At 68.1% G+C, this 26,690-nt stretch carries 20 protein-coding genes and 2 pseudogenes; 8 read left to right on the top strand and 14 right to left on the bottom strand.

Annotated elements, in window-relative coordinates; all coding sequences use genetic code 11:
- Positions 1-14: 14 nt before the first annotated feature.
- Genes ACSHXN_RS44035 through ACSHXN_RS44010 form a run of 6 tightly spaced genes read right to left on the bottom strand, consistent with a single transcriptional unit; the run spans position 15 to position 7,580 of the window.
- Complete coding sequence (locus ACSHXN_RS44035; protein ID WP_438306604.1) at positions 15-2,723, bottom strand: hypothetical protein; 2,709 nt, start codon at positions 2,721-2,723, stop codon at positions 15-17.
- A 1-nt stretch (position 2,724) separates the two neighbouring features.
- The gene (locus ACSHXN_RS44030) at positions 2,725-3,069 is read right to left on the bottom strand and encodes a hypothetical protein (protein WP_438306603.1); all 345 of its coding nucleotides are present in this window, start codon (positions 3,067-3,069) and stop codon (positions 2,725-2,727) included.
- Positions 3,069-5,753, bottom strand: coding sequence for an ATP-binding protein (locus ACSHXN_RS44025; RefSeq protein ID WP_438306602.1), 2,685 nt, complete (start codon positions 5,751-5,753; stop codon positions 3,069-3,071). Before ACSHXN_RS44025 ends, ACSHXN_RS44030 begins: the two co-directional genes overlap by 1 nt.
- The gene (locus tag ACSHXN_RS44020; protein ID WP_438306601.1) at positions 5,750-6,316 is read right to left on the bottom strand and encodes a hypothetical protein; all 567 of its coding nucleotides are present in this window, start codon (positions 6,314-6,316) and stop codon (positions 5,750-5,752) included. The genes ACSHXN_RS44025 and ACSHXN_RS44020 overlap by 4 nt, the downstream gene beginning before the upstream one ends.
- Positions 6,313-6,654 (bottom strand): hypothetical protein, encoded by a 342-nt coding sequence (locus tag ACSHXN_RS44015; protein WP_438306600.1) that lies wholly within the window; start codon positions 6,652-6,654, stop codon positions 6,313-6,315. Before ACSHXN_RS44015 ends, ACSHXN_RS44020 begins: the two co-directional genes overlap by 4 nt.
- On the bottom strand, positions 6,651-7,580 hold the full coding sequence (locus tag ACSHXN_RS44010) for a conjugal transfer protein (RefSeq protein WP_438306599.1): 930 nt from the start codon (positions 7,578-7,580) through the stop codon (positions 6,651-6,653). The genes ACSHXN_RS44015 and ACSHXN_RS44010 overlap by 4 nt, the downstream gene beginning before the upstream one ends.
- Positions 7,581-8,309: 729 nt before the next feature.
- Here ACSHXN_RS44010 and ACSHXN_RS44005 point away from each other — a divergent pair.
- The 4 genes and pseudogenes from ACSHXN_RS44005 to ACSHXN_RS43990 all read left to right on the top strand — a co-directional run bounded on the left by ACSHXN_RS44005 (position 8,310) and on the right by ACSHXN_RS43990 (position 12,629).
- Entirely contained in the window at positions 8,310-9,668 is a 1,359-nt protein-coding gene (locus ACSHXN_RS44005) for a hypothetical protein (RefSeq protein ID WP_438306598.1), read from the top strand.
- Between the two features lie 57 nt (positions 9,669-9,725).
- Positions 9,726-10,577 carry a hypothetical protein gene (locus ACSHXN_RS44000; RefSeq protein WP_438306597.1) on the top strand — a complete coding sequence of 284 codons (852 nt, stop codon included), beginning with the start codon at positions 9,726-9,728 and terminating at the stop codon, positions 10,575-10,577.
- On the top strand, positions 10,577-11,119 hold the full coding sequence (locus tag ACSHXN_RS43995; protein WP_438306596.1) for a hypothetical protein: 543 nt from the start codon (positions 10,577-10,579) through the stop codon (positions 11,117-11,119). The genes ACSHXN_RS44000 and ACSHXN_RS43995 overlap by 1 nt, the downstream gene beginning before the upstream one ends.
- A 301-nt stretch (positions 11,120-11,420) precedes the next feature.
- A pseudogene (locus ACSHXN_RS43990) lies at positions 11,421-12,629 on the top strand (IS30 family transposase).
- 155 nt (positions 12,630-12,784) lie between these two features.
- On the opposite strand, the gene ACSHXN_RS43985 reads toward ACSHXN_RS43990, so the two are convergent.
- From ACSHXN_RS43985 to ACSHXN_RS43950, 8 genes are all read right to left on the bottom strand, one after another.
- A complete protein-coding gene (locus tag ACSHXN_RS43985) occupies positions 12,785-13,705 on the bottom strand; it encodes a replication-relaxation family protein (protein ID WP_438306595.1) in 921 nt (306 codons plus the stop codon).
- 351 nt (positions 13,706-14,056) lie between these two features.
- On the bottom strand, positions 14,057-14,749 hold the full coding sequence (locus tag ACSHXN_RS43980; RefSeq protein ID WP_438306594.1) for a hypothetical protein: 693 nt from the start codon (positions 14,747-14,749) through the stop codon (positions 14,057-14,059).
- Positions 14,750-14,863: 114 nt separating this feature from the next.
- On the bottom strand, positions 14,864-15,205 hold the full coding sequence (locus ACSHXN_RS43975; protein ID WP_438306593.1) for a hypothetical protein: 342 nt from the start codon (positions 15,203-15,205) through the stop codon (positions 14,864-14,866).
- A gap of 637 nt (positions 15,206-15,842) precedes the next feature.
- Positions 15,843-16,235, bottom strand: a complete 393-nt coding sequence (locus tag ACSHXN_RS43970; protein WP_438306592.1) for a YbhB/YbcL family Raf kinase inhibitor-like protein — start codon at positions 16,233-16,235, stop codon at positions 15,843-15,845.
- 297 nt (positions 16,236-16,532) lie between these two features.
- Complete coding sequence (locus ACSHXN_RS43965; RefSeq protein ID WP_438306591.1) at positions 16,533-18,365, bottom strand: glycoside hydrolase family 15 protein; 1,833 nt, start codon at positions 18,363-18,365, stop codon at positions 16,533-16,535.
- A 272-nt stretch (positions 18,366-18,637) separates the two neighbouring features.
- Positions 18,638-19,315 (bottom strand): class I SAM-dependent methyltransferase, encoded by a 678-nt coding sequence (locus ACSHXN_RS43960; RefSeq protein WP_438306590.1) that lies wholly within the window; start codon positions 19,313-19,315, stop codon positions 18,638-18,640.
- Positions 19,312-19,815, bottom strand: coding sequence for a hypothetical protein (locus ACSHXN_RS43955; protein ID WP_438306589.1), 504 nt, complete (start codon positions 19,813-19,815; stop codon positions 19,312-19,314). The genes ACSHXN_RS43960 and ACSHXN_RS43955 overlap by 4 nt, the downstream gene beginning before the upstream one ends.
- A gap of 1 nt (position 19,816) precedes the next feature.
- Complete coding sequence (locus ACSHXN_RS43950) at positions 19,817-21,250, bottom strand: molybdopterin-dependent oxidoreductase (RefSeq protein WP_438306588.1); 1,434 nt, start codon at positions 21,248-21,250, stop codon at positions 19,817-19,819.
- A 440-nt stretch (positions 21,251-21,690) separates the two neighbouring features.
- Between ACSHXN_RS43950 and ACSHXN_RS43945 the strand changes: the two genes are divergently transcribed.
- The 4 genes and pseudogenes from ACSHXN_RS43945 (at position 21,691) to ACSHXN_RS43930 (ending at position 26,690) form a co-directional block, all read left to right on the top strand.
- Complete coding sequence (locus ACSHXN_RS43945; RefSeq protein WP_438306587.1) at positions 21,691-21,834, top strand: hypothetical protein; 144 nt, start codon at positions 21,691-21,693, stop codon at positions 21,832-21,834.
- Positions 21,835-22,745: 911 nt separating this feature from the next.
- A complete protein-coding gene (locus tag ACSHXN_RS43940) occupies positions 22,746-23,489 on the top strand; it encodes a hypothetical protein (RefSeq protein WP_438306586.1) in 744 nt (247 codons plus the stop codon).
- Positions 23,473-24,916: pseudogene (locus ACSHXN_RS43935) on the top strand (NF041680 family putative transposase). Before ACSHXN_RS43940 ends, ACSHXN_RS43935 begins: the two are co-directional and overlap by 17 nt.
- 664 nt (positions 24,917-25,580) lie before the next feature.
- Positions 25,581-26,690 carry a PP2C family protein-serine/threonine phosphatase gene (locus ACSHXN_RS43930; RefSeq protein WP_438306585.1) on the top strand — a complete coding sequence of 370 codons (1,110 nt, stop codon included), beginning with the start codon at positions 25,581-25,583 and terminating at the stop codon, positions 26,688-26,690.

Genomic DNA, 26,690 nt, shown 5'->3' with positions numbered 1-26,690 from the left:
GCGCCCGGGCCGCTTCACTCGTCTTCACCGCCCTCGTCCCGCGGCTGGGCCTGCTCTTGGCGCAGGCGTTCGGCGTCGGGGCCGGTGCGCCGCATCAGTTCCTGCATCCGGGCCCGCGCCTCCTCACGCGCCTGGCTACGCGGGCTTCCCCCACCGGGAAGGACCGGTCCGCCGAGATCGGGCCGAGGCTGGACTGCAGGACCGTTCGCCGCCGCGGTGGGCCTTGCGGGGGTGGAGGCGGGGGCAGGGCGGCCTGCAGACCGGTTACGGGGTGAAGGCCCTGCCGGTGTTGCCGGGCGGTGGGGGGCGGCCGGAGTTGCTGTGGTCGGCAGGCGACGGCTGACGAACGGTCCAGGGCCATCGGTGTCAGCGGCACGGTTGCGCAGGACTTGGGCCGCGTCGCGTCCTGTGTCCGTCCAGGCGCGGCCGTCCTCGCGGAGGGTATTGCCCCACACCCGCACCTGCTGGCGGGCGTCCTGGGAGTAGCGCGAGCCCGCTGACCGCGCGTGGCGAACGCCGGCGGGCAGGCCGACGGTTGATCCGTAGGCGGCCCGGCCGCCCCGGTTCAGGATGCGGTAGCCGCGGAAGCGGACCAGTCGGTTGTGGGCTCGGGTCGACAGCAGGGTGCGGTCGCTGTTCTGGTCGTGTAGGACCTGGCCGGTGGTTCGGTCGATGATCTGCCCCTCATCGTTGCGGTACCGGTCGGGCGGCCCGGAAGGCCGCCGCGGGCCAGCACCGCCTGAACCGCCCCCTTCGCCGTCCCCACCGTCCGATGGCCCAAGTCCCATGTCGCTCTCGCCAGCGGGCTTGCGCCACTTGGCCAGCTGCTCCTGGTCCGGGCGGCGTCCGATGAGCAGCCAGTGCGCGCCCCTCGCTCCGAGCCGGGTCCCCAGCCCGCCCAGGGCGGCGGCCGCGGTCAAGGGGGCCAACCCACGCCCGGCTTCGGCCGTGGCATCGGCGAGGATCCTGCCGGTGTCCGTCGGCATGCCCGCACCGTCGACCAGAGAGGTGAGTGCGCCCATCAGCCGATGCCGGGTGCCGAGCATCCCGAAACTGCCGCCACCTCTGCCTATGAAGCCGCGCAGTCCTCCGCCGTATCCGCTCATCGATGCTGGGGTGTTCATGGCGAGGGCGGCGCCGAGTTCGGAGGTGTCGCCGGGCAGGTGGGTGCCGCCGACCTTGGCGTAGCGCATCCGCATGGCCATGCGGTGTCCGAAGGAGGTGATGCCGGTCAGCAGGCGGCGGTGCCCGGCTGCTCCGGCGATGGCGAGGACGTCGATGAGCAGGATCCGCTCCACCATCAGGTCGGGACCGTTGGTGATGGTGGCGTCGATGGCGATCCCGAAGAACGGGATGAACGCGCAGATCCCGACGACGGCCAGGATCGCGATGCCCCACAGCGACAGCCACTTCCACACGCTCTGGCGTGCGGGGCCGGGCAGCATGCCCGCGACGAAGGTGACGCCGCCGATGGCCGCGGCTCCAGCGCAGATGCCCTGGGTGCCGAGCAGGATGATGGCGCTGGACAGCAGCATGCCGCAGATGAACAGCGCGGCGATCAGCAGCAGGAACGCGCCGCCCAGGCGCCACCATGTGGGCTTCTCGGCGTAGGCGGCGCATGACTGGCCGACGGGGCCGGCCTTCTTCAGGTCGGCGAGGAAGGCGGCGAACGCCTGGTCCTCGTCGGTGACAATCGCGGTGGAGGCGTCGAGGAGGTCGCCTCCGGGGGTGAATTCCGGGAGCTTGGTGCTGCCGCTCGGTTTGTCGTCGACGTTGCGTTCGCAGTACTGCTTGCCCGGCCCGTGCACCAGGTTGCAGGCGTCCTTCGCTTTGTCTGACGTGGTTGAGCTGGGCAGGTATCCGCCGGTGACCCACTTCAAATGGATGGCGTAGGCCTTGCGGTCGGAGGCCTTCGCAGGGTCGAGGATCCGCCCGTACTGAAGGAGCATGAAGGGCTTGACGATGAGGGCGTTGGTGATCGAGTCCTGGATGGGGCGGGCCACCTCTGCAGCGGAGACTGGCCCTTCGCCCTGCAGCTGCTCACACTTGATCTCGGCGTTGCCGGCCATGCCCGCGCACGGGTCGGAGCTGGCGAGTTTGCCGCCCCAGTCATAGGAGTTGACGCTCTGCAGGGCGACCTCGGCGGCCACCTGCTGAGACTGGCCCAAAGGTCCGTCCGGACCGAGCAGAGTGTCGGGGCGGATGAGAGCAGACGCGGCGATCGCCCCAATGAGCAGGGTGAGGAAAATTTCGCCCAGGCCGCGGCCGACCCGCCCGCGCACGATCATGAATCCGGCGAAGACGAATGCCCAGGCCAGCACCAGGCCCTTGATCCCGAGCGTGTCGACGACCAGGTGGTTGTAGGCGTCGGCGACCTTCTGCGCCGGGTGGGCGAGGATCTTCAGCAGCGGGAACCGGAAGGCGACCTCGATTGCCCACCCGGCCAGCCCGACCAGCAGCCGGATCAGGGTGAACAGCCCAGACATCGCGAAGGACAGTGCCTGCGACTTGAAGGCGACGATGGAGCCACCTGAAGCGTTCAGGTCGTACCCGTCGATCGCAACGCCCTCGGACGAGTCGATGTTCAGCGGGGCGAGCAGGTCTCCGGTCTCGCCGCTGCTGTCAGCCGCATACACGACCTGCGTGTTCACCAGAAGAAACACGCAGGCGAGAAGCACGACGAAGCCGGCTGAGCGCAAGGTCGCGCGGTCTGGACGGAACATCTCAGTGCCGCCCTTGCCTGGCAGTGGACCGCAGCCGCCACACCACGAGAGCGCCTACACCTGCCCCGGCAGACACCAGCTTCCATGCCGCACTCGCCACGTCATGGTGGCCAGTGGCAGTGTTGCCCTCGCAGTACGCCTTGGCCGGGCCGACGATCAGGCCACACGGATCACCGGCTGCGGGGCGGGCATCGGCAGCGAAGGCACGTCCGGTGTGCGGCCACCACGCTCCCGGCACGCCCACACCGAGCACGAGAACGACGGTGGCAGCCACAACCGCGATCACGGTGAGGACACACGTGGCCGCGGAGACGCGCCGGGAGCGGTCCCAGGAAGACGTGATCATCACGCGTACTCCTTCCGACCGGAACCCATGGCCTCACCGGCAACTGATGCGGAGGGCCGTGCAGCGCTCGCGCGCTGCCCTGGCGTGGTGGTGATGGACGTGCTGATGCGGGGGATACGGGGGATGGAGACCTTGATGCGGCCGGTGTTCTGTCGCGGGCAGGTCAGCAGGAACTCGCCTCCCCGGCCTTTCTGGCCGACGGGGGACAGGCCGGTCGTGACCAGCCGCACAAGCTCGGGGTCGTTCGGGTCGAGGCCGACGAATTCCAGGCCGCGGCGGGCGCTGTCGCGGTCGGCGGTGCGGGCGAGCGCGCGGTAGGCCATGAGGCCGCGGTCGGGGCCGAGTTCCTCGGCGGTGTGCGAGCCTGCCAGCAGGCCGGCGCCGTGTTTGCGGCCGTCGTGGAGGATCTCGTGGACCAGGGCCGTACCTTCGGCTGAGCTGGTAAGCCAGTACAGCTCGTCCAGGACCACCGCGGTGAACCGTTCGGGGTCCTCGAACGCGGTCTGCCGGGCGATCGCGGCGATCAGGTAGAGCACCGCACGTCCGATCAGGGCCTCCAGCGGCTGCTGGTGCAGGATCTCGGGGTTGGCGAACGCGGCCTTCGGCGGCAGCTTGAGACCTGTCGTGGTGATCACGATCATGTCGGAGGCGCTGGAGGCGTCCAGCCGCACGGGCGGAAGTGTCGGGTCGAACACCATGCGTGCCAGCGAGTTGGTGGCAACAACCCGGACGAGGCCGGCGAGGGTCGCGGCCGCGTCCTGCCGCTTGCCCGCCTCGCTCGTGGCCATCTCCTCGAGGACCTCAAGCACACGGTGCATGGACGGCTCCGGGTTGGCGGCGGCCTGTTCGACGGCGTGGTGGAGGACTTCGCCGCTGGTGCTCATCGGGCCGATGCCGAGCTGGAGGGTGAGGTAGGACAGGGCGTAGTGGCGGCCTTCCGGCCCGTCGAACATCCGCAGGGGGTCGATGGACACCTCGGCTTGGGCTGCGTCGATGATCTGGACGCGGCCTTTGGCGGCGGTGCGCGCGAAGGTGGCCCACTCGCGGACCGGGGTACGGTCGATGCAGATTGCGCAGCCACCACGTGCCCACACTGCTTCCGCTATCAGCTTCTGCAGGACGGACTTGCCGGCCCCGAGGTCTCCGACGATGCCCATCGACGCGGACGCGTCGACCTTGGGCGCGTCCGCAATGTTGATCATGACGGGGCGGGTGGTGCCACTGTCCAGGTCGATACCGAGGAACATCCCGTTCGGGTCGCCGACCTCCGCAGTGGTGAAGGCCCCGGAAAGCGCCCAGTCTTCGGATACCTGGTGCTGGGTGAACTCCCGCACCGTGCCGGGTCGCACGGTGCCTGGCAGGCCGAGGGTGAACAGTGCCTCCTGTAGTCCGGCCGGGCGTACGGCGCGGTAGTCGGCGCCGCCGAGCAGTGCGGCAAGGGCGCGGGCTCGGGCGTCGCAGACGGCGGCGGTCGGCCCCCACACCGTCAGCACGGTCACTGATTGCACCTCGACCTCGACCGACGTGCGGGACAGGCGGGCATCCAGCTCGCCCAGGTCGCGGGCGGCTTCGCTGAGCGAGGCGGGCATGCCGGTGGGGCGGGCGTCGTACTGGTCGGCCTGGTCGATCAGCTCGTTCTTCTTGCGCCGCACCTGCTCGCGCGCCTTCTCTGCGGGCACCAGGGTGAGGTCGACGGTGTAGTCGACGGGGAAGTCGAGCATCTCCAGTTGGGCGAACAGATCCGCTGCATTCTGGCTGACCGCGGGCGGGCACTCGGCCAGCGCCAACTGCGCCTGGTAGCCGACCCCGGCGTCGGATTCGACCTGCAGCCAGCGCCGGCCCAGCGGTGAGCCGGTGTTCAGCCGCCACCAGGCCGCGCGGCCCGACCGCGTGATCCCTCCCGCCCTCTTGAGGTCGTCGACGTCATCAAGATCGGGGTCGATGCCGCCTTCTTGCAGACGGACCTGGCCGAGGTCTGCGTAGCTGGGGGAGCGCAGCACACCGCCCTGGATCTGCCCGCCGTACAGATCGCTGGCCTCAGCTTCGGTCAGAAGGGGCTCGGGGATGCCGCGGTGAAGGGCGTGCTGGATCAACCACACGATCTCGGCCGGACGGGCCGGGCGGAACGCGATCCCCCCGGCGAGCGCGGCCTCCACCCGGGAAGCCTGCTCTCGATACGCGCTCACCTCGCGCCGCGCCACCGGGGTGGGGCGTATGCCGAGCGTTGGCGCAATCTCGGCCCACGCCGCGCCGAGGGACGCGGATACCTGCAGGCCGCCTGTCTCGGTCTGCAGGGGTACGGCCAGCCACAGGGTGCGGCGGTGCATCTCCTGGTCGTCCAGCAGGTCCAGGGTGGCGTCGACGTTCTCCACCCACGGGTGCCGGCCCGTACCCGGTACCTGCTCGGCTGGCTCGATGCCCTCGATCATGCGCAGGGCGATCTCACCCGGGTCGACCTGCGCGCACAGGCCGAACAGCCGCGGGGCTCCGGACAGCGACCGCACCAGATGTGTGATCTTGGCGAGTTGTTCGTCGCGGACTGCGGCGGGCACGTGTGTGCCCTGGACGGTCTCATCGCGCTGCCCCTGCGTGTCCGGGCCGGGGTGGAGGCGGTAGAGGGCCCACACGCTGCCCTGTGTCGACCACACCAGATGCCCGGCGATATGACGGATCGGAACCCTCACCGCGCACCCCCCTGCTGGGCGAAGGCGAGCAACTGCTGAACACCCGACACCGGGCCCACAGACCGCTGGGGACGAACCGCCTGTGTGCTGTTGGGTGCGGAGCGGCGGTCTGCGACCGGGCTCGGGTGTGTCGCCTGGCCTGCCGGGTTGGATGGCCCGGGCTGCCAGCTGGGGCTGGCCACGGGCTCGCCCTCGATGGTGAAGCTGCCGACCAGGGGACGGGGCGTGTGGTCGCGGGCGGCGCGTCCGCCGATCCGCCCGCCGCGGGGTTGCCAGCCGAGCATCATCCATCCCAGCGCGGCTTGCAGCGGGGCCCGGCCCCGGATCTTCGGTCGGCGCACCGTCCAGATCGCCAGCAGCCAGGCGACGATGGGGATAGGCCCCATCCACGACCACCAGCCGATCGTCTTCACCAAGACGAAGCCGCCGCCGACCGCGACCGCAATCTGCGCGGGCGTGTAGGGACCGAGGGGGATCTTCCAGTCGGCGACCTTGCCCAGCACCCACGGATGCCGACGGGCGTTTGTGTAGAAGCGGCCCACCCGGGCCGCGGCCGCGGTCACAGCCGGCCTCCGGCACCCGGCGAGTGGACACGGGAAGCCGGGAGCTCGGACTGGACGACCCCCGGGACGGCGGGTGCGCCCTTGGCCGGGTTCTTGACCTCGTCGGTGAACATGTTCGCCAGGTCGTTGCGCGAGTTGTACAGACCGAGCGCGATCACCATCAGCAGCAGGGCGCCGATCCCTGCTTTGAGGCTGAACCTCTGGACCATGATGACGACGACGAGGACGATGAGGCCGGCCTGGAGGCCCTTGGTCGCCCAACCTTGGAACATCGTGATCCATGAGTTGCCGAGGTCGTCCAGCTGCCCGGCGAGCATCACGCTGTGCATGGTGTTCATCGGGCACTCCTGTCCTGGGTGATCCCGGCCTCCAGAGCGGCGACGTCCCACCGGCCCGAGCGGGCCTTGAGAGTGAGCTCATACGCAAGCGGCCACCGGCCGGTGGTATCCCGGGCTTCCACCGAGGCGAGGACGCGCACCTTCGTGCCGTCTGCCAGCACCTGGTCGGCGGCCGCGGTCTCCTCGATGCCGGTGATCTGCTGGACCGTGACCGCCGTGAATGGAGCGGGGGAGACGGCGGTGAGGTTCACTCCGGGTGCGAGGTAGCGGTCGACCTCGCCGGCGCCCGTGAGGTAGGCGGTGAGGAACTCCCCGACAGCGGACGACAGGCCCCCGTCCGGGACGGTCACGCCATAGGCCAACTTCGGCACGCCGGCCCGGGCCGGGCCGGCCACCACGGCGGGCGCACCGGTCACCGCGAACGAGGAGCCCGAGGGGTCGGCTGTCACAGGCACCGTGTAGTAGCGCACCGATCCGTCTGCGTACTGCGCAGCCACCGTCACCGACCACGCCCCGCCGATGCGCTGCGCACTGCGCACAGCCGCCACCGACTGAGGCGCCGATTGCGCATCGGCAGCCGGGTTGGGCAGTTCGACGTCCGGCGCCATCGATTGCGCAAGCCGCGCCTGCGCAGTCGTCGGGTCGTCCGCGCTGCTGCGCAACCACGCACCGATGAACAGTTGCGCATAGCCGCTCGGGTCGGCTGCGGGTGCGGTGCGCGCGGCGGTCGGCGTCGTAGCGGGGGCCGCTGCGACCGTGGTCGGGGTAGAGGCGACGGCGACCGCGAGGGCGATGGGTCCGGCCGCGATGACGGTCCAGACCGCCACACGGGAGACGCGTGCGCGACGGCGCATCGCCTCCAGGCGGGCACCGGCCGCCATCGGAGCAGCGGCCTCACCCGGTGAGGCCTGCTTGCCAGGAGACATGGTCAAACTCCCAGATCAGAACGGACGTTGCTGACCTCGAGAAAACCCGCCGCCCCCAACCCGACCACCAACCACGAACCCCCGACCAAGGTCACGATGGAGACACGAAGTCCATGGTTGGGGTCATGGTCGGCCCAACCACAGGCCCAACCATGGCCAGCTGCGAGTTCCCGACAGACCTTGGCATCCGACATGCAGAGCCCCGGAGCGGCGGCGCTTGTGCGATCAGGTGCCGTGCGCAGACGAAGGCCGACCGGACCGCGGCAGACTCCTGCGCAGTGCGCCAGACAGAGATCTGCGCAGAAGAGGACCAGAAGCTACGGGCTGCGCAGCTGCCCCCACTGCGCAACTCGACTGCACAGGGTCGTGCACCGGTTGCGCAGCCCATTGCGCAAAGACAACTGGGTACGGCCCGACTGGCATTGCGCAGCCCGATTGCGCAATGCCCTTCGAGGCTGCGCAATCGAACGGTCGTAACCGCCAAGCGCTCGGGCTGAAGGGGCACGGTTGGCCCGACCATGAGGCCGACCATGGCAGTTAGACGGTTGTGTTGCCGGATCGTGACCGATGGTCGGGGTTCATGGCCGTCAGCCTGGTCGGGGGCGGCGGGTGAGCTGAACGCATGGAACACACGCACGCCAGCGCACCGAGCATCGACGGCCGCCCCACCTCAGCGGGCCCGGTGTGCTGCTCTGGCCACCGTGCGCTGCCCGGTTCGGGGGTACGGCGGTGAGCCGCTTCGGGGCAGGTGTCCGCCGCGGCGTGATGGCGGCGGACCAGTTCACGCAGATCGCCAACGGCCTGTTCCGGGACAGCCGGTTGTCTTTCAAGGCGAAGGGGATCTTTGGGTACGTCAGCACGCACCGGGACGGCTGGCAGGTCACTCTTGCCCACCTCGTAGCCGTAGGGCCCGACGGGCGCGAGGCGGTCCGCGCCGGCTTGAAGGAATTGGAGCGGTACGGCTACCTCGTCCGTGAGCGCCTGCGTCGGTCGGACGGGACGCTCGGCGAGGTCGTCTACTCGATCACCGACCGTCCCGCCACCCTGGACGTCGCCCTGCTGGAAGCCACCTCGACCCTCGTGATGGAAGACGAGCACGACGTCGGGTTCGGGGCGGGGATCCGGCGGGGGGTGATGGCGGCTGATCAGTTCACGCAGATCGCGAACGGCCTGTTCCGGGACAGTCGGTTGTCGTTCAAGGCGAAGGGGATCTTCGGGTACGTCAGCACGCACCGGGACGGCTGGCAGGTCACCGTTGCCGAACTGGTGCGCCGTGGCACGGAGGGCGTCGATGCCGTCACCACGGGGCTCAAGCAGCTGGAGCGGCACGGGTTCCTCTACCGCACCCGCGAGCGCAATCCCGACGGCACCCTCGGCCAGGCGCTGTACTTCATCACCGACCTGCCGGCCCTGCAAAACCCCAGGTCGCAACCAGAGTCGGGTTTTCCAAGATTGGCTGAGCCTACGTTGGCTGATCCCGGCACTAAGAACACCAACAGAAAGAAGACCAACAAGCAGAACACCAGACCCCTCCGTCCGTGCCGCAGCGACGCGACACGAGAGCACGGACGGACGGCCCAGTCGGCCGCGCCTACATCCCCGTCAGCCGGACGCACAACGGATGACATGCATTCCGGAATCCGGCTGCTGCTCGACCTGGGGGCGGCCCGCCCCGAGCTGCTGCTGACCGGACAGGCGCTGACCGACCAGGGCCGCGTCGTGACCGCGATGCTCGAGGCCGGCTGGAGCCCTGAGCAACTGCGGCACGTCATCGCTTCCCGCCCGCTGCCGAATCCGATACGGACCACGGTCGGCGCGATCATCGCCGCCCGCCTACCCGCCGCCCGCCCTCGCGGCCGACCACCACGACCAGCCCGCGCGGGACGATGCGCGGCCGCAGCCGATAACGGGCTCCGCCGCTACCCGACCGGTGAGCGAAGCGCTGGCCTACCGGGCCCTCGTCGAATGCGCCGGCTGCGGCCTTCCCGGAACAGCCTTCGGCGAGGACCTTTGCCCGGCCTGCCTCGGCTGGCCGCTCTGCCGCACCTGCACCGGCCCCACCCCCCGCCGCGCCCATCCCCACGGTGACGGCCGCTGCACCACCTGCGCCTCTGCCTCCACCGATTACCAGGAAGGAAGCACCTCGTGACGGACACGCCGCCCCGCACACCGCCGACGACCGCGCACCACGAGCGTCCCTTCACTGGCCACCCGGGCCGGTGGGAGAAGGAACGCGCCCGCGCCGAGCGAACCGGCCACGTCCGCAACGACTCCTGCTCGGACGCCTGCGAGCTGGTGCTCGTCCACGAACGCACCTGGTGGGGTTGGCTTGGCTGGACCGTCCCCGGAGACGGGAGCCTGCCCGAGATCCCCCACCAAATCGGGGTGCTCACCGCGGCCGCGACCTACCTGCAGCGCCTGGCCGTGCGCTGGCTGACCCGGCGCCCCGCACAGCGCATCGCCCTGGGCGGCATCCCCGCATCAGTCCGGCTCTCCGTCGCTGCCGTCGCCGTCGTCAGCCTGCTCACCGGACTGTACGCCGCCGCCCAAGGGATCCCCGTCGACGTCGTCCTGCCAGCGATACTCCTTGCCCCGCTGCTCACCGAGCACCTGCTTGAGCGGCTGGACTCACGGGCTCGGGAGCATGTCCGCATCGTCGAAGGCGACGTCCCCTGCGGCTACTTGCAGCGCCTCGCAGCCCTGCACTCTGACCTTGTCGCGGCCGCCGTCAGCAGCGACCGCTACGAACTGCGCCGCGCGGCCGAGATCGGCCAGCACCTGCTGTGGGACGCTGCCGGCCTGCTTCAGACACAGGACACCCTCGCGGCGTCGGACGCGCTCATCGCCCGGGAACGGCTGATGCTCCACCTCGTCAACCAGGTCACTCAGACCATCGGCTGCACAGCCTCCGAGGACGGCGCAACCGAGGCGGGCCAGGCCCGTGCCTGGCGTCCGACCCCACCCTCAACCCACCACTCCCGAAGGGAACCCTCCTGATGCCCGAGCTCGAACCCAACCCGGCCGCCCGTACCGCGAAGGTCTACCTACTCTTCGCACACGAGCCGTACTACCCCGGCCCCGGTGCCCGAGAGATCAACACCACGGTCGTCGCCGCCAACTCCCTGCTCCAGCCGCGGGTGCACCAGCCTGACGGCATCCGCATCCACGACCGCCTCACCCAGGCACGCAAGCAAGGCGAGATCGTTCCGCTGGCCACCCTCACCCACGAGTTGAATGGGGGTGCCGACTGGCCGGCCGTCGGCGACTGGGAAGCCGTCACCGCTGACCTGCTGCAACTCGTCCGCTCCGGGAAATGCGATGCGCTCAGCCTCGGCCTGCCCGAGATCGCACGCGCTCTCGTCTGCGCCGGCCCGAACAGCTACGTCCGCGCCTACGGCCCCGCCAACGCCGACTTCATCCCGTACGGGCCCACCGAGCGCACCGCGGTGCTGGACGAGATCAATACGTTCCTCGCCAACCTCGAACAGGATCTGTGGCCTGGCGGCGGCCTGGTCGCCCCGCTCACCCGACCCGCCTGAACGGATCGGGGTTGCATCGCACGCTGCTCGATGCAGTACACAGCGAGGCCCTGGCGGGTCCGGCTTGGGTTCTAACGGTCCTCGCAACACTCACCACGATGAGAGTTGCGAGGACCGTGTGGGCAAGAGGATTGATCCTGCGCTGAGGAAGCTGTTCCTTGAGCGACTGGATGTTGTGGGAAGCGTGTCCGTCGTGGCGTGTGAGCTGGGGATGAACCGGAATACCGCGTTCGCCATAGCCTACCGAGCCGGTATCAAAGTCGGACATAGAAGGCATCCAGGGCGCGAGGAGTACGACGAGTTGCGGGCCCGAGGATTTTCCCGCCGCGAGGCCGCCGAGCAGGTCGGGGTTAATGAGCGCACCGCCAAGGACTGGGATTACGGGGTCAGGAAGAGCCGTGACGCGCGGGTCTATCCCGATGGCCGGCGTGTGGACTACGCGGCGAGAACCGTCACCATGTCCGATGTGATCACCACGACACCGGTGAAGCCGGTGAGCCTCAAGGCACTTGAGAAGAGGCTGCACCCGCGGTTTCTGACGCTCTCGGAGCGCGAGCGGATACGCGACTTGCACGCAGCCGGGCAGTCGCTGCGGGCCATCGGGCGGGCCCTGGGGCGCCCGGCAAGCACGATCTCGCGCGAGCTGAAGGCCAACGCGGGACTCACCGGCTACTTCCCCTACGCGGCGCAGAGAGCCTCCGCCGCGCGCCGGTCCCGGCCCAAGGAACGCAAGCTGCTAGGCGAGAGCCCGCTGCGGAACTTCGTCCAGGACGGCCTGCGCAGACGGTGGTCCCCGGAACAGATCTGCCACGCTCTGACCAAGAGCCATCCCGACGACCAGGACATGCGGGTGAGCGTGGAAACGATCTACCAGGCACTGTATTTCCAAGCCCGGGGCGGTCTGAGGCGGGAAGTGCAGGCAGCCATCCGCACCGGTCGCACCCGCCGCAAGCCGCGACGTGACCCGGCCCGCCGCTCCCCACGGTTCAACGAACCCATGGTCATGATCAGTAGTCGTCCAGCCGAAGTTGAGGACCGAGCAGTGCCCGGCCACTGGGAAGGAGACCTGATCGTCGGAGCGAACGGCCGCTCCGCCATCGCCACCCTGGTCGAGCGGACCACCCGCTACACCATGCTGGTCCACCTGCCCGGCAGATCTCATGATGCCCTGGCCGTCCGTGACGGCCTGGTCCGCACCATCCAGACCCTCCCGCGTCATCTGCGTGGCTCTCTCACCTGGGACCAGGGGGCCGAGATGGCGCGGCACGGGTAGTTCACCATGGCCACCGGGATGCCGGTCTTCTTCTGCAATCCGGCCTCGCCCTGGCAGCGCGGCTCGAACGAAAACACCAACGGCCTGTTGCGCCAGTACTTTCCCAAGGGAACCGACTTGAGCGTGCACAGCCCCGAGAATCTCGAACACGTCGCACAGGAACTCAACGGCCGCCCACGTAAGACGCTCGACTGGGATACACCAGCCGAGCGTCTACGTGATCTACTCGCTGCTTGAGCCAGTGTTGCGATGATCGCCAGAACTCAAGCGGCTCCCGTCAGGGCCTCGCTGCGTACTGCCGAGTGGAAGGTGCTCGAGCGCGTCGTCCCGGATGCGCTCGAGCTGACGTTCGCAGGCAGGTCGGTTCCTCAGCTAGCGCTCGTACAGAAGACTCACAATTCTGTCCACGGGCGAGGGTTCCCGCCGGTCAGGGGAACCCATACCGGCTGGGCGGGTCCGTGTTGCTCGAGGTCTTCGAGTACGGCGGCTCCGAGGCGTACTTCGCCGGCGAAGGCCGCTACGAGCGGGTGGTGGGCCACCATGGCCTGCAGGTCGCTCATTCGGTTCTCCAGTCTGGTGCGGGAGGCGCCGGTCAGCACGAAGAGCACACGGGGAAAGACCGGATACCAGCGCAGCCAGGCAGGACCGGTGGCGGTCGGCTTGCGACGGCCGACGGGCTGGGCCTCGTACTGGAACAGGCGCGCGTACTCGATCAGTTTCACGGCCAGCCGCTCCGCGCTCATGGTGCTGCGGTCGATTTCTACGAACGCGCGCAACTTTCGCCGCTGTTGGTGCTCGGCGACGGTGTAGTACATGAGGGCATCAGCGACGACCCGTTCGCCCTCGCCGATCGAGTGGGACACCTCGGGGGTCCAGTCCCAGGGGCCGTGCTCGTGTCCGAGCCGTCGGGCGTCTTCGGCGAAGGCCAAGTGGGCGCGGACGGCGGCGAGCGTGTGCGGTGTCTTCAACGATGCTGCCGTGGTCGACGTGATGGGGTACGGCGGCCGGCCCCGCAGGACAGGCAGGTCCCCGGTCAGACGCGACCCTTCTTGCGTGAGGTACCAGGCGTAGGTACGTGACCGGCCATCATCCGGTAGCACCGTGAAGTCGACCAAGCCGGTAGAGCGCAGCTTCTGCAGAACCCGGGACAGCAGCTGCCGTGTGCCGTCCGGTCGCAGCATGCGGCGCAACTGGTTGGTGGTGGCGATGCGGTGCTGGGCGATCGCGGCCAGGACCTGGTGACGCAGCGATTCGGCTGGAACGGGATTCACGCTGGTGGTCAGGATTCTTGGCGTGGGACTGGTCTTGGTCATTCTTTGACGAAACCTGTGACCCCCAACCCAACCCCCGCCCATCTACCCCCGACCATGGTCACGAACGCGAAACACTCTCGTGGTCGGACTTCATGCCCCCCGACCATGACCCCGACCACACGCAGGACTGAGGCGTTGTGGGCCTGCCGACCAGACTCGGCAAGGTGGCGGCCGGTGCAGGGGGAGTTCAGCGATGGCCGGTCCGCAGCAGCCGAAGCTGCTGCGGGGCGTGGTGGCGAGCCACGCCATGCCGGCCATCGTGCGACATCCGGTCCGCAAGGGACCAACAACCCATAACCGGATGCCGCGTCTATAGGGGCGGTGGGCCGAGACGGCTACCCGCCGGTTGTGTTACCTGGCTGTGCGTTGCGCGGCTTGCTCGAGGATGCGCCGGCGGGTCCACCGGCGGCGCCCGCCTTTCTCGGACGTGGCGTCCACGGTCTTCAGTAGGGGCAGGTTGCCCTGGCCCAGACTGCTGCTGAAGGAGTTCACGCTCTTGAATCCGAGCAGGGCCGCCGCCTGCGATGCGCCCAGCAGTTCGTCCGGGTCACCGTCGACGGGTACGTCCGGCAGGGCGGGCGCTGCGCGTTCGATGCTGCGTTTTCCGCTGCCCGGGCGGGAGTCTTTCCACTGCAGGAGTGTCCGCACGTACCACTTCGGCCGGCGGTAGGGCCGCTCCGGGGTGCCCAGTTCCTCGACGACGTCGGGCTCGGGAAAGTAGCCGGGGTGGTCCCGCACATAGGTGTTGACCTGCTGAGGGTTCTTGTAGCCGAGGAACCGGGAGGCCTGGGCCCCGGTGAGCAGCTCGTCGGGATCGAGCTTCGGCGGCCTGTGCTCCTGCAGACGGGGCGGCTTGCGCTGGTCGAACCACGCATCGACGTCACTCTTGTCCCACAGGCGGGCGCGGCCGCGGTGACCGACGACCTCAGGGAAACCGCTGGTCTCCCGCTCGAGGTACAGAGCACTGATGCGCGCCGGCGTCAGCCCGCGCTCCGCGGCGATCTCCGCAGCCTCGACGATCTGTGGCGTGGATCGGGCAGCCATGACCTGTACCCTCCCATCGTCACGGAGCCGGCCTGCCCGACTCGTAACACATATAATGGCGTATGTTTGGCTGAGTGTCCAGCCGCCTGAACCATCCCGGCCCGTTTTCTGGCGTCATTCCTCCGGGAGGAGGCTGACTCCTCGACGGGCGGCGTCCACTGCCATCTCTGAGTAGGCCATGGCCGCCGGGGTCATCTCCCACTCGGTCAGAGCGAGCAGCAGGAGCAGCTCGCTACGGTCCTGGGATGCGTCGCAGGGCATGCCGGCCGTGTTCGCGGCCGCCACGAGCTCCCCGGCAGACAGCCCGGAGAAGCGGCTTGCCGCGGTGCGACGCAAGGCCTCGAAGCCCTCCTGGTACAGCTCGTTCGCTTCGCGAAGGAGTAGCAACAGGTCCTCGCCGTCGCTGGCCGGTGCGGCCGCGGCGAGGTCGAGAATCCTCTGGGTGTTTGTCGTCATCATGGGAAGTATGCCTTTCAGGAGAGATCAGGGGCTCCCGGATTAGTGCGGAGCGGCACAGCCATGCACAGCACGCGCCGGTCACGGCGTGCCAGGTCCGACTCCTTGCGGGGCTTCCTCTTCAGGGCCGCCCGCACCTGCTCCGCGAGGGCGCTGAACTCCGGGCCGTCGTCCGGACAGACGACGCCGACTCCGAGTTGCCGGGGCACTCATCGAGCAGGGTCAGGCGCATGGCGCCGCGGAACACCCTCTGCGGGTGCGGGTGCGGGGGAAGAGCGACGAATGGGGGCAGACCTCGCTACAGGTACAAAATGACAGGGGCCCAGACACCGGGATGGGGCGAAAGGCGGAACTCCGGCGGCCGTTCGAAGGAAGCGTTCGCCGGAGGGCGCCGGGGGGCTTCGAGCGGGTTCGACGGGCATGCCACGGCGCCCTGGCTCCAGTCACGGCGCATGAGTGATCCCTTTCGGCACATGGTTGCTGCCGGGTTGGAGAACACCAGCGGCATGGCGCAGGCCAATGGCGATCACGTTGGGGGTCGAACAGGAACTACGCAGAGAGTGCAGTGTCATGTCACATGATCTGGCTGCCAGCCGAGAGGGCTGTGACGTCGGAGACGTGGTGGCCCTCGGTGGTGTCAGTGACGTGTGTAGGGGATCACGAGTTCCGCCGAGGCGAAGGCTCGCCGCTTGATCTCCTGCAGAGTCCGGGCCGGTGGTGTGCCGCCATCGAAGGAGGCTGGGACCGGTTCGTGTAGCGCGTACAGCGTCAACTGGTACCTATGGGTTTTGCCGTGGGGCGGGCATGGCCCGTCGTAGGTAGCTTCCCCGAAGTCGTTGAGTGCCTCCCGGGCGCCTGGGAGAAGGCGGTGGGCACTGATTCCGCGGGTACTCGGGGGGATCCCGAGTTGGAGCCAGTGAATCTTGTGGTTATCAAGGTCGACCATGGTCAGGGCGAGTTCCCGTGTTCCGGTCGGCACGTTCGCGAAGTTCAGGCCTGGCGAGTAGTCCCTTGGGTCGTCGCAGGTCATGAGCGAGGTGAATGCTCCGGTGCGGTCGAATCCCTGTCCCCGCGTGAGGGTGAGGGGCCCGGCCGGCACAGTGGCGGTGCGTGTGGTGGTCGTGGAGGGCGTGCGTGTGTTGGGGGGGTGTTCTGACATGTCTGAGCAAGAAGTGCACACCAGCAGTGCCGCCGTGGCAGCTACGGCTGTCAGGGTCGGGAGTCCTCGCATGCCGCTCACTGTAGAGAGGCGCGTGCGCAGGGTGAGTCATCCACGCTGGCCTGCTCCCCAGCTGCGCACTGAACTCGATCCGTATAGGGGAGGATTTTACTTGACTCCTTGCGACGGAGGATGCTGTTCGGCGTCGCGGACGGCACGGGCGGCGTTGATGAGTCCGATGTGACTGAAGGCTTGGGGGTAGTTGCCCAGGGCTTCTCCCGTGTTGGGGTCCGTTTCTTCGGCAAGCAGGCCGAGGTCGTTGGCGTGTACGAGAGCGGCCTGGAACACCTGCCGTGCACGGACGATATGACCGGTCAGGGCGAGAGCGTGGGCGAGCCAGAAGGTGCAGAGAAGGAAGGCTCCTTCCGCTTCCTCGATCTCGTCGCCCAGGTAGCGGCGGACTAGGCCGTTGTGGTCGGTGAGCCGGGTGGCGATCGCGAGCACGGTGGACTGGACGCGAGAGTCCTGCGGAGGCAGGAAGCCGACGATGGGCAGCATCAGCGCCGAGGCGTCCAGTTCGTCACTGCCGAACGCCTGGGTGAAGGCACCTGAACGAGGGTTCCAGCCGTGCTCTTCGATGGCTTGGCGGACGTTGTCTCGTTCGTGGCGCCAGTAGGGTAAGCGTTCGTGGGCCTGAAGGGCGGGGGCCATGGAGATGGCACGGTCCAGGGCGACCCAGCACATGAGTTTCGAGTGCAGGAAGTGTTTGCTGGGCCCGCGCCTCTCCCAGATGCCTTGGTCGGGCTCGGTCCAGCGACGGGCGGCTGCGTCGGCCGCCTGGACCAGGAAGGCGCGGGTGGGCGGGGCCAGGCGGTCCCCGGGTGGGAGGCACTCGTGGGCGGCGTCGAGGAGTTCGCCGTAGACGTCGAGTTGGCGCTGGCGCCAGGCGTCGTTGCCGATCCGAACGGGACGGCTGTTGCGCCAGCCGGTCAGGTGGGGGAGGAGCCGCTCGCTCAGGTCGTGTTCTCCGCCGATGCCGTACATGATCTGCAGGTCGACGCCGCGGTCAAGTTGGGTGGCCGCGGCTCGGGCGAGGAAGTCGAAGAACCGGTTCTTCTCCTTCTCGCAGGCGGCCGTGGCGAGCGCTTGCAGGGTGAAACTTGCGTCGCGGACCCAGGTGTAGCGGTAGTCCCAGTTGCGCATCCCGCCCGTTGTCTCGGGTAGGGAGGTGGTGGCTGCGGCGACGATGGCTCCAGTGGGAGCGAAGGTCAGGGCTCGCAGCACGCGTCCGCTGTGGCCCACCTCGTCCTGCCAGGGGCCGACGTAGCCGCGGTGGAGCTTGGACCAGGAGCGCCAACCTTTGACGGTGTCGGACATGCGGTGCCGGATCCGCCCTGCCCGCCAGCCCACCGCCTCATTTTCCCACGCCGGCACGACGTGCAGAGCGAACCCGAGGCGCTGCCCCGCCGAGAGTGGGATTCGGCCGTGCGCTGTGGAGCCGCTCACCCGCAGGTCGACGGGGCTCGACAGCAGCAGGACATGGGCGCCCCCGTACGCCGCGAGCCCGCCTCGCACGGTTGAGAGGACCGGGTGGACGAGTCCGAACTCCGGGCGCGGCGAGTAGGTGATCTCGATGTCCACTTGCCCTTCGGTGCAGGTGATCTGCCGCAGCAGCGTTCCGGGGGAAGCGGTGCCGAGCGAATGTCCGCGTTCGCGTCGCCCCAGGGCAAGGGCATCCCGGAGGACTGCGGTGCCCCTGGTTGTGCGGAAGACCGTCTCCAGAACGAGGGTGTCCTTGATGTAACGGCGGTTGATGTCGACCGGGTCGGTGGTGGGGAGGATGGACCAGTGGCCGGCGTCATCGTCGAGGAGTCGGGCGAAGATCGCTGGGCTGTCGAACCGGGGCAGGCACAGCCAGTCCACCGAGCCGTCGGAGGTCACCAGCGCGGCCGAGCGGCAGTCGGACAGCAGGGCGTGGTCACCGATCGGCCGCGTACTCATGCGTTGCAGCCCGTCCACTGTGGGCCGGACAGGGTCCGGCCGGAACGATGTGAGCAGTTTCCTGCGCCGTTGGTCTCTCCCAGTGCCTGATGGGTGTCATGGATCCCAGCCTTCCTGACCAGCGGATTCACCTCCAGCCAATCAGTACGATGGGCGTATCGCACGTGCCGGTTGTCGGCAGTTGCGCCGAGCGAGTGGCACGGCCTGGTGCTCGCCCCCGCTCGACGTACGTCTGTCTCCCCGCTGTCGTGGGGCGAGGCGGCCCCGCTTCATCAGCATGGTTTCGAGGCCGAGTCCTGGCGGCCGAGGACAAGGAAGCGCCGGTGGTCGTATTTCCACTGTTCGGTGACGCTGAGGGTAAGGTCCTCGGCGATCCTGTGGAGTGCGGGTGCTCCCAGACGTGCCCAGGGAAACGATGGGCCCTCTTGGCCATGGATGTCTTCGAACCGGGCGGTGCAGTGTTTCTCGACATCGTCGGGGTCGACTTCGACGAGGAGAAGGCCCGCCGGAGCGGTGAGCTGGATACAGCGGCCCAGCAGGGCGCGCGGGTCGCCGCCGATTCCGATGTTGCCGTCGATCAGCAGAACGGTCTGCCAGCTTCCTTCGGCCGGCAGCCGGTCGAACACGGATCGGCACAGTGCGATTCCGCCGAAAGCGATGGTATGGGCCGCCGCTCGGGGGGTTACGTCGACGCCGAGTGCGAAGACTCCGCGACTCAGGAGTGCCCGGCACAGCCGGCCCGGTCCACAGCCGACGTCGAGAACGGGGCCGACGCAGCGGTTGAGTACTGATTCGTCGGCCACGGTGGGATGCGCATACCAGCGATGCACCGGCATCCGGATCCGACCCCCGTCCGCCAGCCGCAGGTACACCGGCTCGTCGCCGGCCTGCAGGGCGAGCGCAAAGGGGCCTTCTTTGACGCAGGGCGGACCGTCCTCGTCGGTCGTCACGATGTGGCGTCGTGACCTGGTGCAGGTCGTTCCTCGTCGGCGCGGGCGACCCGCCGGATGCGGCGGAGTTTGAGAGCGAGGGCCATGGCGGAGGCGGCGAAGAGCACCGCGGTGACGGCCAGCCATCGGCCGAGGTAGACGTCTATGGACAACCGGGTGGCGCCTGGGTAGGGGGCCGACAAGGCGAAGATGAGGGGGAACCAGACGAGCAGCAGCACACCGGAGAGAAAGGTGGGTACGCGCAGGTAGTTGATCCACGGCGGTTGTGGCATGTGGGTGGCGCGATGCCGCAGGACAGCGTGCGCCGACAGGTCGGCGAGCGAGTACAGGGGCAGCAGGATCAGGTCGTGGAGGATCGCCGCGCCGACGAACCAGATCGCGACCTCGAGCGGACGGACAGCGAACAGCCGCACCATGGCGTAGCCGGCGATCGCGAACGAGGCGATCAGGACGAGAAGGTGGAGGGGGCCCGAGCCGTACCAGCGAATGAAGCGCACCATGTCACGTCCTGAAGGTGAGCCGGTGCACCCACTTGGTGTTGTTCACGCCGGGGTTGGCCGGGACGATGACGCGGGCCGGGTAGCCGTGGTCGAGTGAGAGGTCCGCGCCGTTGACGCGCAGGGCGAGAAGCGATCGAAGGTCGTGGATCTGATTGCCCCGCAGGACCACCGAGCTGTAGGGGCCGGGGGGTTGGACGGATTGCACCAGGACGCTTCCGGCGTCGGGAAGGCCCGCCAGGGCGGCGAGGTCGGCCAGCCGAAGGCCCCTCCACTGCTGGTTGGGAGTGGACCACCCTTCCACGCAGGCGATCGGCAGTGCGGCGGCATGCTGGGGCATCGCCAGGAGCTGTGCACGAGTGAAGACAAGCGCCCTGCGGGGGCCGTGGATCTCCAGCCGCCAGCCGGGGCCGACGTGCACGGGAGCGACGCCGACGGAAGCTGCCGTCTTGTTGATCTGGAAGCCGTTCGGGCCGCTGCCCGGAGCACGGTTGTGCGGCGCGAGAAGGGCGGTGCTGCGCAGCCAGCCACCGATGCTCTGTCCTGCGGTAACCACGAGGAGGAGCAGCGATCCGCCCCCCACCATGGCGAGAGCACCGCGCCGGGTCATCGTCGGCGGCGCGGGGGTGGTCGGAACCAGGCCGTCGGGGTCCGGGGGTTCCGGCCGCGTGTGGGCGAGGTCGGTGCGCAGTTCCACGGCCAGGCTGCGGGAGCGCAGGGCACGGATCATCCGGCCGAGTCTGAGGCTGACGTGGACGACGAAGGCGGCGATGAACACCCAGGCGCCGTAGAAGTGCAGGGTGTAGAAGGAGCCGGGAAAGACGTAGAAAAGCTGGATGTTGATGATGCCGGTGGCGAATTCGAAGATCACCCCGCCGACCAGCATCAGCAGGGACAACCGCTCCAGTCCGTGGGCGACGGAGCGGACGGGCAGCCACTCGAACAGCTTCGGGATCACTGACCACAACTTGGCCAGCAGTACGGGCACGAGGACCACGCCGAGCGTCACGTGCACGCCCTGGGTCAGCCGGTACAGCCAGTACGGATGAGTGGGCCAGGCGAAGAGGTAGAAGCCCAGCAGGCCCTTGTCCGGGGTTTGATCGTTGATGCGGTCGAGTCCCGGGTTGTAGGAGACGTAGGAGAGCATCCCGGTGACGAAGATCAGTGGGATGCCGATCAGCAGCACCAGGCCGAACACGGACGTCAGCCAGGGCCCGCGGAGGGGACTGCGCCAGAAGCCGGGACGAAACGGCCCCGGAGGCGCAGGAGTCCGTTCGACCCGCCGCACGAGGGCCCGCGTACGAGCGGTCCCCTTGGTGGCCTGCGCCGCCACGGCAGCGCGAACGCGTTGCAGGCGCCCCCGCGCATGGCCCTCGTCCGATCTCGGGCGCCGCGGCTCGCCGGAGCTGGCGGCCGGCGGCCGTCCGCCACTGCCCATATCGGCCGTCTCCTCTGTCCCAGGCCGACTCTCAAAGCGGGGGATTGAATCCCACCGAGCCATCGGTGCCCGTTAAGTCGGCAGCTACAAGTTGGCACAGATCGGGTCGGCTTTCCGTGCCTGGCGTGCATGTGGGTGTTCACTGCCAGCCGAACGGTGGAACCGGCGCTCCGCCTGGCTCGACGGGTCGCACGGTGGCCTCATGATGGCGGGGTGCGACGTCTCACCGCACAGCACAGCGCCTCCACCCGGCCGGGCCGCACCGCGCTGACCAGGGAAGTGTTCTGGTTCGTCGTGATTGGTGTTGCCTCCACAGGTGCCCAGGCCTCCCTGTACTGGGTTCTGCGCCACTGGTCGTCGCCCATCCTGGCCAATTTCGCCTCGCCCTGCTCGCCCTCTCTGACGCCATCGCCCGCGGCCGCGGGACTGTCGATCAGACCGTGTTTGACACCGCTCGCGCCGCCGGCGTCACTGACGCCGAGGTCGTCGGTAACCTCGCCCTCAACATCCTGACGAACTACTTCAACATCGTCGCCGACACCGACAACGAATTCCCTCTCGTCGCGCCGCACCAGCACGCCTGACGACCCCGACCGTGCGGGTTGCCAATGTTGTCCTGCCGCCGGTGACCCGCACATTTCCCGGCCACCAACTCTGGATATGCCGTTGCCTGAGAACCGGGACGGTCTCTGGGACCTGCTGCGAGAAGGCCACCACATGCCGAAGACCGCCGACAGTTGTGGCTCTGCTGACGCATGGTGCGGAGGCGGAAGGAAGCTGCGGGAAGGCGCCGAAGTCCGCGGCGATGACGCTTCATACCGAGGCAGCTCTTGTGAGGACAGTGCGCCGCTTCGCCGATGATCTGCTACGACTGTGGCAGATCGGCCGCGAGGAGCGAGACGCTGCCGTGCTCATCGTCGATGAACTGGCTATCAACGCGGTTCGGCGCGGCCGCACCGACATGACACTCCTGTTGACCCTCGACGGTCGCCCGCCCACGAACCCCAACGGCAGGCAGATTCACTCCCAGCCGAGGCGGGGCAACGCGCGAGGATCAGATCCCGTCGCTTCACTCGCTCCCAGATGTTGAGCTGGCCGCAGACACCGTGGGGGCGGAGACTGTGCTGGTCAGAGACATGGAGGCCGAGCGGGGCTCGAAGGCGGGGAGTGGGCCCCAGAGTCAGCGTGCGCGCGCCTCGATCTGCACCCTGAATAGGGTGGCCTTCTCACGTCCGAGAGGATCGAAGCGGAGCCGGAGGCCTCGTCCTGCCGTATACCCGCCTGGGCCTCGGTGTCCTCCGTGCCCCTGTTTGGCAGCATCACGCGTCCTCTTATCTCAAGGTTGTCGACGCCGCAGAAGCGCCATGCAGAACCGCCCAGGGGCTGAAAACCCGCAGCCCCGTTCCGTATGGGCTTGACTGGGGGTCAGACGCGCTGCTCTTCTGGCCTTGCTATCGAGACAGGGGGCACAGGTGAGCGGTCCGATCTGAGGGCGTTGTTCCGTTCCAACCATCACGAGGTCAAGGCAGTCGACTACTTCGCCGACCGCCTCGGTGAATGGGAGTCTGTAGCCCGAAGCCTCTCCAACCTCGCCTCAGCGACGCGAGCGCGTGGCTTCGATGTTCAGGATCTTGAATCGCCGCGGCGGAACGTCCTCACGTTCTACGGCGTTGGAGGCATCGGAAAATCGACCCTCTCGCGGCGCGTTGCTGAGCACCTAGGGCAGGGGCTCAGCCAGGAAGGGCACTGGCCGCAACTCGATGCGGGGATCGGTCCCGTTGTACCGGTACGGATTGACCTGGCGCGCGACTCGGGGGCGGACTTCGAGTCCCTGGTGCTTGCGATTCGGCTGGCCGCAGCGGAGATCGGTGGGCCGATGCCGACCTTTGACCTGGCCCTGCAACGTTACTGGGAGCACAACCACCCCGGTGAGACGCTCGACGACTACGTGCTTCGCCGTACGCGGTTGAGTGGGCTTCCTGGAGCACGAAATCTGTCGGGTCAGATGCAGTCGGCCCTGACGGATGTGGCGCAGGCTGTGGCACTTCCGGGCACGGTGGGCAATGTCGTCGGCCAGTCCCTGAGCTTGTTCTTTATCTACCGGCCTCGAACGGTGTCTCGAATTGGGTCGCTCACCTGGGGGTTCGCCGGACGTGGGGGCGGCCTTCGTCTGATCATGTGCTCCGACCAAGGTGCACGTGACCAAGACGAAGGCCGTGAGGGTGAGTCTGCTGCCTGATGCTGTCCGGAGGGGAGCGTTCGCGGAAGCGTCACGCTTCCGGGGAGAGTTCTACGAGTGTCTGACCGCTCGGCGGGACGAGTTGTTCGAGCTGGCAGACGCGGTGCTGTGTGCGGACGGTGCGGTGAAATCCCCGGTGGACTTGACGCTGCTGCCCGAGCACCGTCGTGGGCACGGCGCAATGTACGGAGGCTTGAATCACGGCCGGATCGACACCGGCCCGGCTGCGGTCGATGCTGGCCGGGCTGTCGCTGCCGCGTTTCGACGGCGGGCGCCTGGTCCTGGCGGTCGACGTGTCGCCGTGGCTTCGCTCGGACGCGCCGTGCTCGGCGGAGCGGCTGTTCTGTCACGTCTACGGTCGCGCGAAGACGGCATCGCAGTTCATCCCGGGCTGGCCCTACTCCTTCGTGGCCGTGCTGGAGCCGGGTGCCACGTCCTGGACCGCGATCCTGGACGCGGTGCGGCTTGGCCCTGCGGACGACGCGACCGCGATCACCGCAGCCCAGTTGAGGGGTGTCGTCGAGCGACTCATCGCCGCCGGCCAGTGGCAGACAGGGGACCCGCATATCGTGATCGTCTGCGACGCCGGCTACGACGTCACCCGCCTGGCCTGGGTCCTGCGCGACCTGCCGGTCGAGCTGGTCGGCCGGGTCCGCTCCGACCGTGTGATGCGTCTGCCGAAACCACCGAGGATGCATGGCGTCAACGGCCGGCCGCCCAAGCACGGCCCGGAATTCCGCTTCGCCAAGCCGGAGACCTGGCCCGAGCCGGCGATCACCACGGTCACGGACACCGCCAACTACGGCAAGGCCGAGACCCAGGCATGGGACCGGGTCCACCCGAGGCTCACTCACCGCTCCTCCTGGCTCGACCATGAAGGTGAACTTCCCTTGGTAGAAGGGACGTTGATCCGATTGAAGGTCGAGTACCTGTCGAAGGACCGGAATGCCCCGCCGGTGTGGTTATGGTCCTCCAAGACGGGCGCCACCCCGGACGACGTGGACCGCTTCTGGCAGGCATTTCTCCGCCGCTTCGATCTGGAGCACACCTTCCGCTTCGCGAAGCAGACGCTCGGCTGGACCACTCCGAAACTGCGTACTCCCGAGGCGGCGGACCGCTGGACCTGGATCCTGATCGTCGCTCATACCCAGCTCCGGCTCGCCCGGCCCCTCGCCGGGGACCTCCGCCGACCCTGGGAGAAGCCCGCTGCCTCCGGCCGGCTTACCCCCGCTCGGGTCCGCCGAGGGTTCAGGAACATCCGCGCTCACCTGGCCTGCCCGGCCCGTGTTCCCAAACCCCGAGGCACCGGCCCCGGACGGCCACCCGGCGCCAAGAACAAACACCGGGCACCCCGCTACGACGTCGGAAAGACCGTCAAACGCCCCGAGACCCTCAAGGCCATCGGCAAGCCCGGAAGATCCTGGTAGATAAAGAACAAGCTCAAGGCGTGTTTCATCGGATCACCTATCGATTGTTGGGCAACTACGCCAGCCAGCTGAGCGCGGCAGGCCAATCGAGGGCTGCGTCTTCTCCTGGTCACGCCCCAGGCCGCCTCGGCAGACGTCTTCGTCCGCACTGCTGGCCCGGGCGACGCCACCAGCCGCGAGCCCCTCACCTGTAGGCAGTGCCCTCCCGTGCGACAACAGACTCAGAGCCGCACACATTGGAATTGACATTCCAGTTTTCCCGCCCCAGGCTGGAATGACCACGCCACTTCCGGTGAAGGTGGAAACGACCAGCTCACTCACCGGCAACGTCAGGTGAGACAACCCCGTAGGTGTGTACCCGAGAAGCCAACCGCATTCCGAACGTGATCGAATGGTTTGGACTGGGCGAGCGTTAAATCACTGGCGGCGGGAGAGATCGGAGAGGTGCCGTCAACGATCCTGGTCGCTGCGAGTGCTCCGCAACCTCGGCCAGCCACACTCCCGGACTGATGGTGCATCCTCACCCAGCGAGCAGCAGCCGCACCTCGCTGATGGTGGAACGATCCACAGGCGAACCAGCGCGCCGGCATGTCGTGAGTGATCCCGCGGCAAGGGCGCCCCGAGAGTTGTTCACCGCAGACGCCCTGGTGCAAGCATTGGATATGTGAGCGTGAAACACGATGCATCAGCGCACCGCTCGCCTTTGCGGACGAGCCATGCACTTCTGGTGATCCCGCTCTGTCTGATCGTGCTGATCCTGATCGCCGATGTCCTGACGGACAAGGGGTCCCAGCTAGGCCCATTGCTGGTTGTCTCTCCCGCCATCACCGCGTCGTTCGCCGGCCCGCGCCTCACGGGTCTCATGGGCCTTCTTGCAGTGACGGGTCAGATCCTCGCACCCCTATTCGAGGGCACCGGCATCACTGCTGGAGTCCAGATTCAGATCATCGGCCTCACGATAGTCTCCGGGTTCCTGGTCGCTCTCCGTGCCGTGCGCGACCTGCGCGAGCGGCAACTTGCACATACACGCTCCATCGCAGCAGCCGCGCAAGAGGTCTTGATACGCCCACTTCCCAAACGCTGCGGAGCACTGTGCATCGCTACCGACTACATCGCCGCCGAACTGGGGGCACAGATCGGCGGCGACCTGTACGCAGCCGTTCACACAGGCGGAGCGACCCGGGTGATCATCGGTGACGTCCGGGGCAAGGGGCTGCCCGCCATCAAGGAAGCAGCCCTCCTGCTCGGCGCCTTCCACGGCTCCGCGTACCGCAACCTTTCACTGCCACGCATGGCCATGCACCTGGGAAACGCCATGTGCTGGAGTTGGGCCAAAGCCGCCGATCACGACCCCGAAGCCGGCGAGTGCTTCGTGACCGTCCTGCTCCTGGACTTCCCCGACAATATCGAGCGAGTGGAGACGATCAGCTGCGGCCATCCGCCACCGCTGCTGCTCCACAAGCACGATGTCAGCGCCCTGGATGCGCGCAGTCCGGGGTTCCCTCTAGGAATCGCCACCCCCTCGGAGGACCAGTACGCGGTGGACACCTTCAGCTTCGAAGCCGGCGATGTCCTGCTCCTTTACACCGACGGCGTTACAGAGACCGCCAGCCCACACGGCTCCTTCTACCCGCTCGCCATGCGGATCGCCGCCTGGGACGGCACAGGTGGCCCTGAACACCTCGTCCGCTACGTCCACGAAGACCTGTTGGCCCACGCCCACGGACGCCTTGGTGATGATGCCGCTCTCCTCGCCATCCAGCGTGTCTCCTAA

The organism is Streptomyces sp. HUAS TT11 (genome assembly GCF_051553595.1).
GTDB lineage: Bacteria > Actinomycetota > Actinomycetes > Streptomycetales > Streptomycetaceae > Streptomyces.
The sequence above is the reverse complement of the archived record's forward strand: the minus strand, read 5'-3'. Positions and strand labels throughout refer to the sequence as shown.

Excerpts from the sequence above, each read along its gene's own strand:
- ACSHXN_RS43995 (WP_438306596.1), top strand. The coding sequence starts at position 10,577 with ATGCCCGAGCTCGAACCCAACCCGGCCGCCCGTACCGCGAAGGTCTAC.
- ACSHXN_RS43985 (WP_438306595.1), bottom strand. The coding sequence starts at position 13,705 with ATGACCAAGACCAGTCCCACGCCAAGAATCCTGACCACCAGCGTGAAT.
- ACSHXN_RS43950 (WP_438306588.1), bottom strand. The coding sequence starts at position 21,250 with ATGGGCAGTGGCGGACGGCCGCCGGCCGCCAGCTCCGGCGAGCCGCGG.
- ACSHXN_RS44035 (WP_438306604.1), bottom strand. The coding sequence starts at position 2,723 with ATGTTCCGTCCAGACCGCGCGACCTTGCGCTCAGCCGGCTTCGTCGTG.
- ACSHXN_RS43965 (WP_438306591.1), bottom strand. The coding sequence starts at position 18,365 with ATGAGTACGCGGCCGATCGGTGACCACGCCCTGCTGTCCGACTGCCGC.
- ACSHXN_RS43955 (WP_438306589.1), bottom strand. The coding sequence starts at position 19,815 with ATGGTGCGCTTCATTCGCTGGTACGGCTCGGGCCCCCTCCACCTTCTC.
- ACSHXN_RS43970 (WP_438306592.1), bottom strand. The coding sequence starts at position 16,235 with ATGACCTGCGACGACCCAAGGGACTACTCGCCAGGCCTGAACTTCGCG.
- ACSHXN_RS44015 (WP_438306600.1), bottom strand. The coding sequence starts at position 6,654 with ATGAACACCATGCACAGCGTGATGCTCGCCGGGCAGCTGGACGACCTC.
- ACSHXN_RS44030 (WP_438306603.1), bottom strand. The coding sequence starts at position 3,069 with ATGATCACGTCTTCCTGGGACCGCTCCCGGCGCGTCTCCGCGGCCACG.
- ACSHXN_RS43975 (WP_438306593.1), bottom strand. The coding sequence starts at position 15,205 with ATGACGACAAACACCCAGAGGATTCTCGACCTCGCCGCGGCCGCACCG.
- ACSHXN_RS43980 (WP_438306594.1), bottom strand. The coding sequence starts at position 14,749 with ATGGCTGCCCGATCCACGCCACAGATCGTCGAGGCTGCGGAGATCGCC.
- ACSHXN_RS44010 (WP_438306599.1), bottom strand. The coding sequence starts at position 7,580 with ATGTCTCCTGGCAAGCAGGCCTCACCGGGTGAGGCCGCTGCTCCGATG.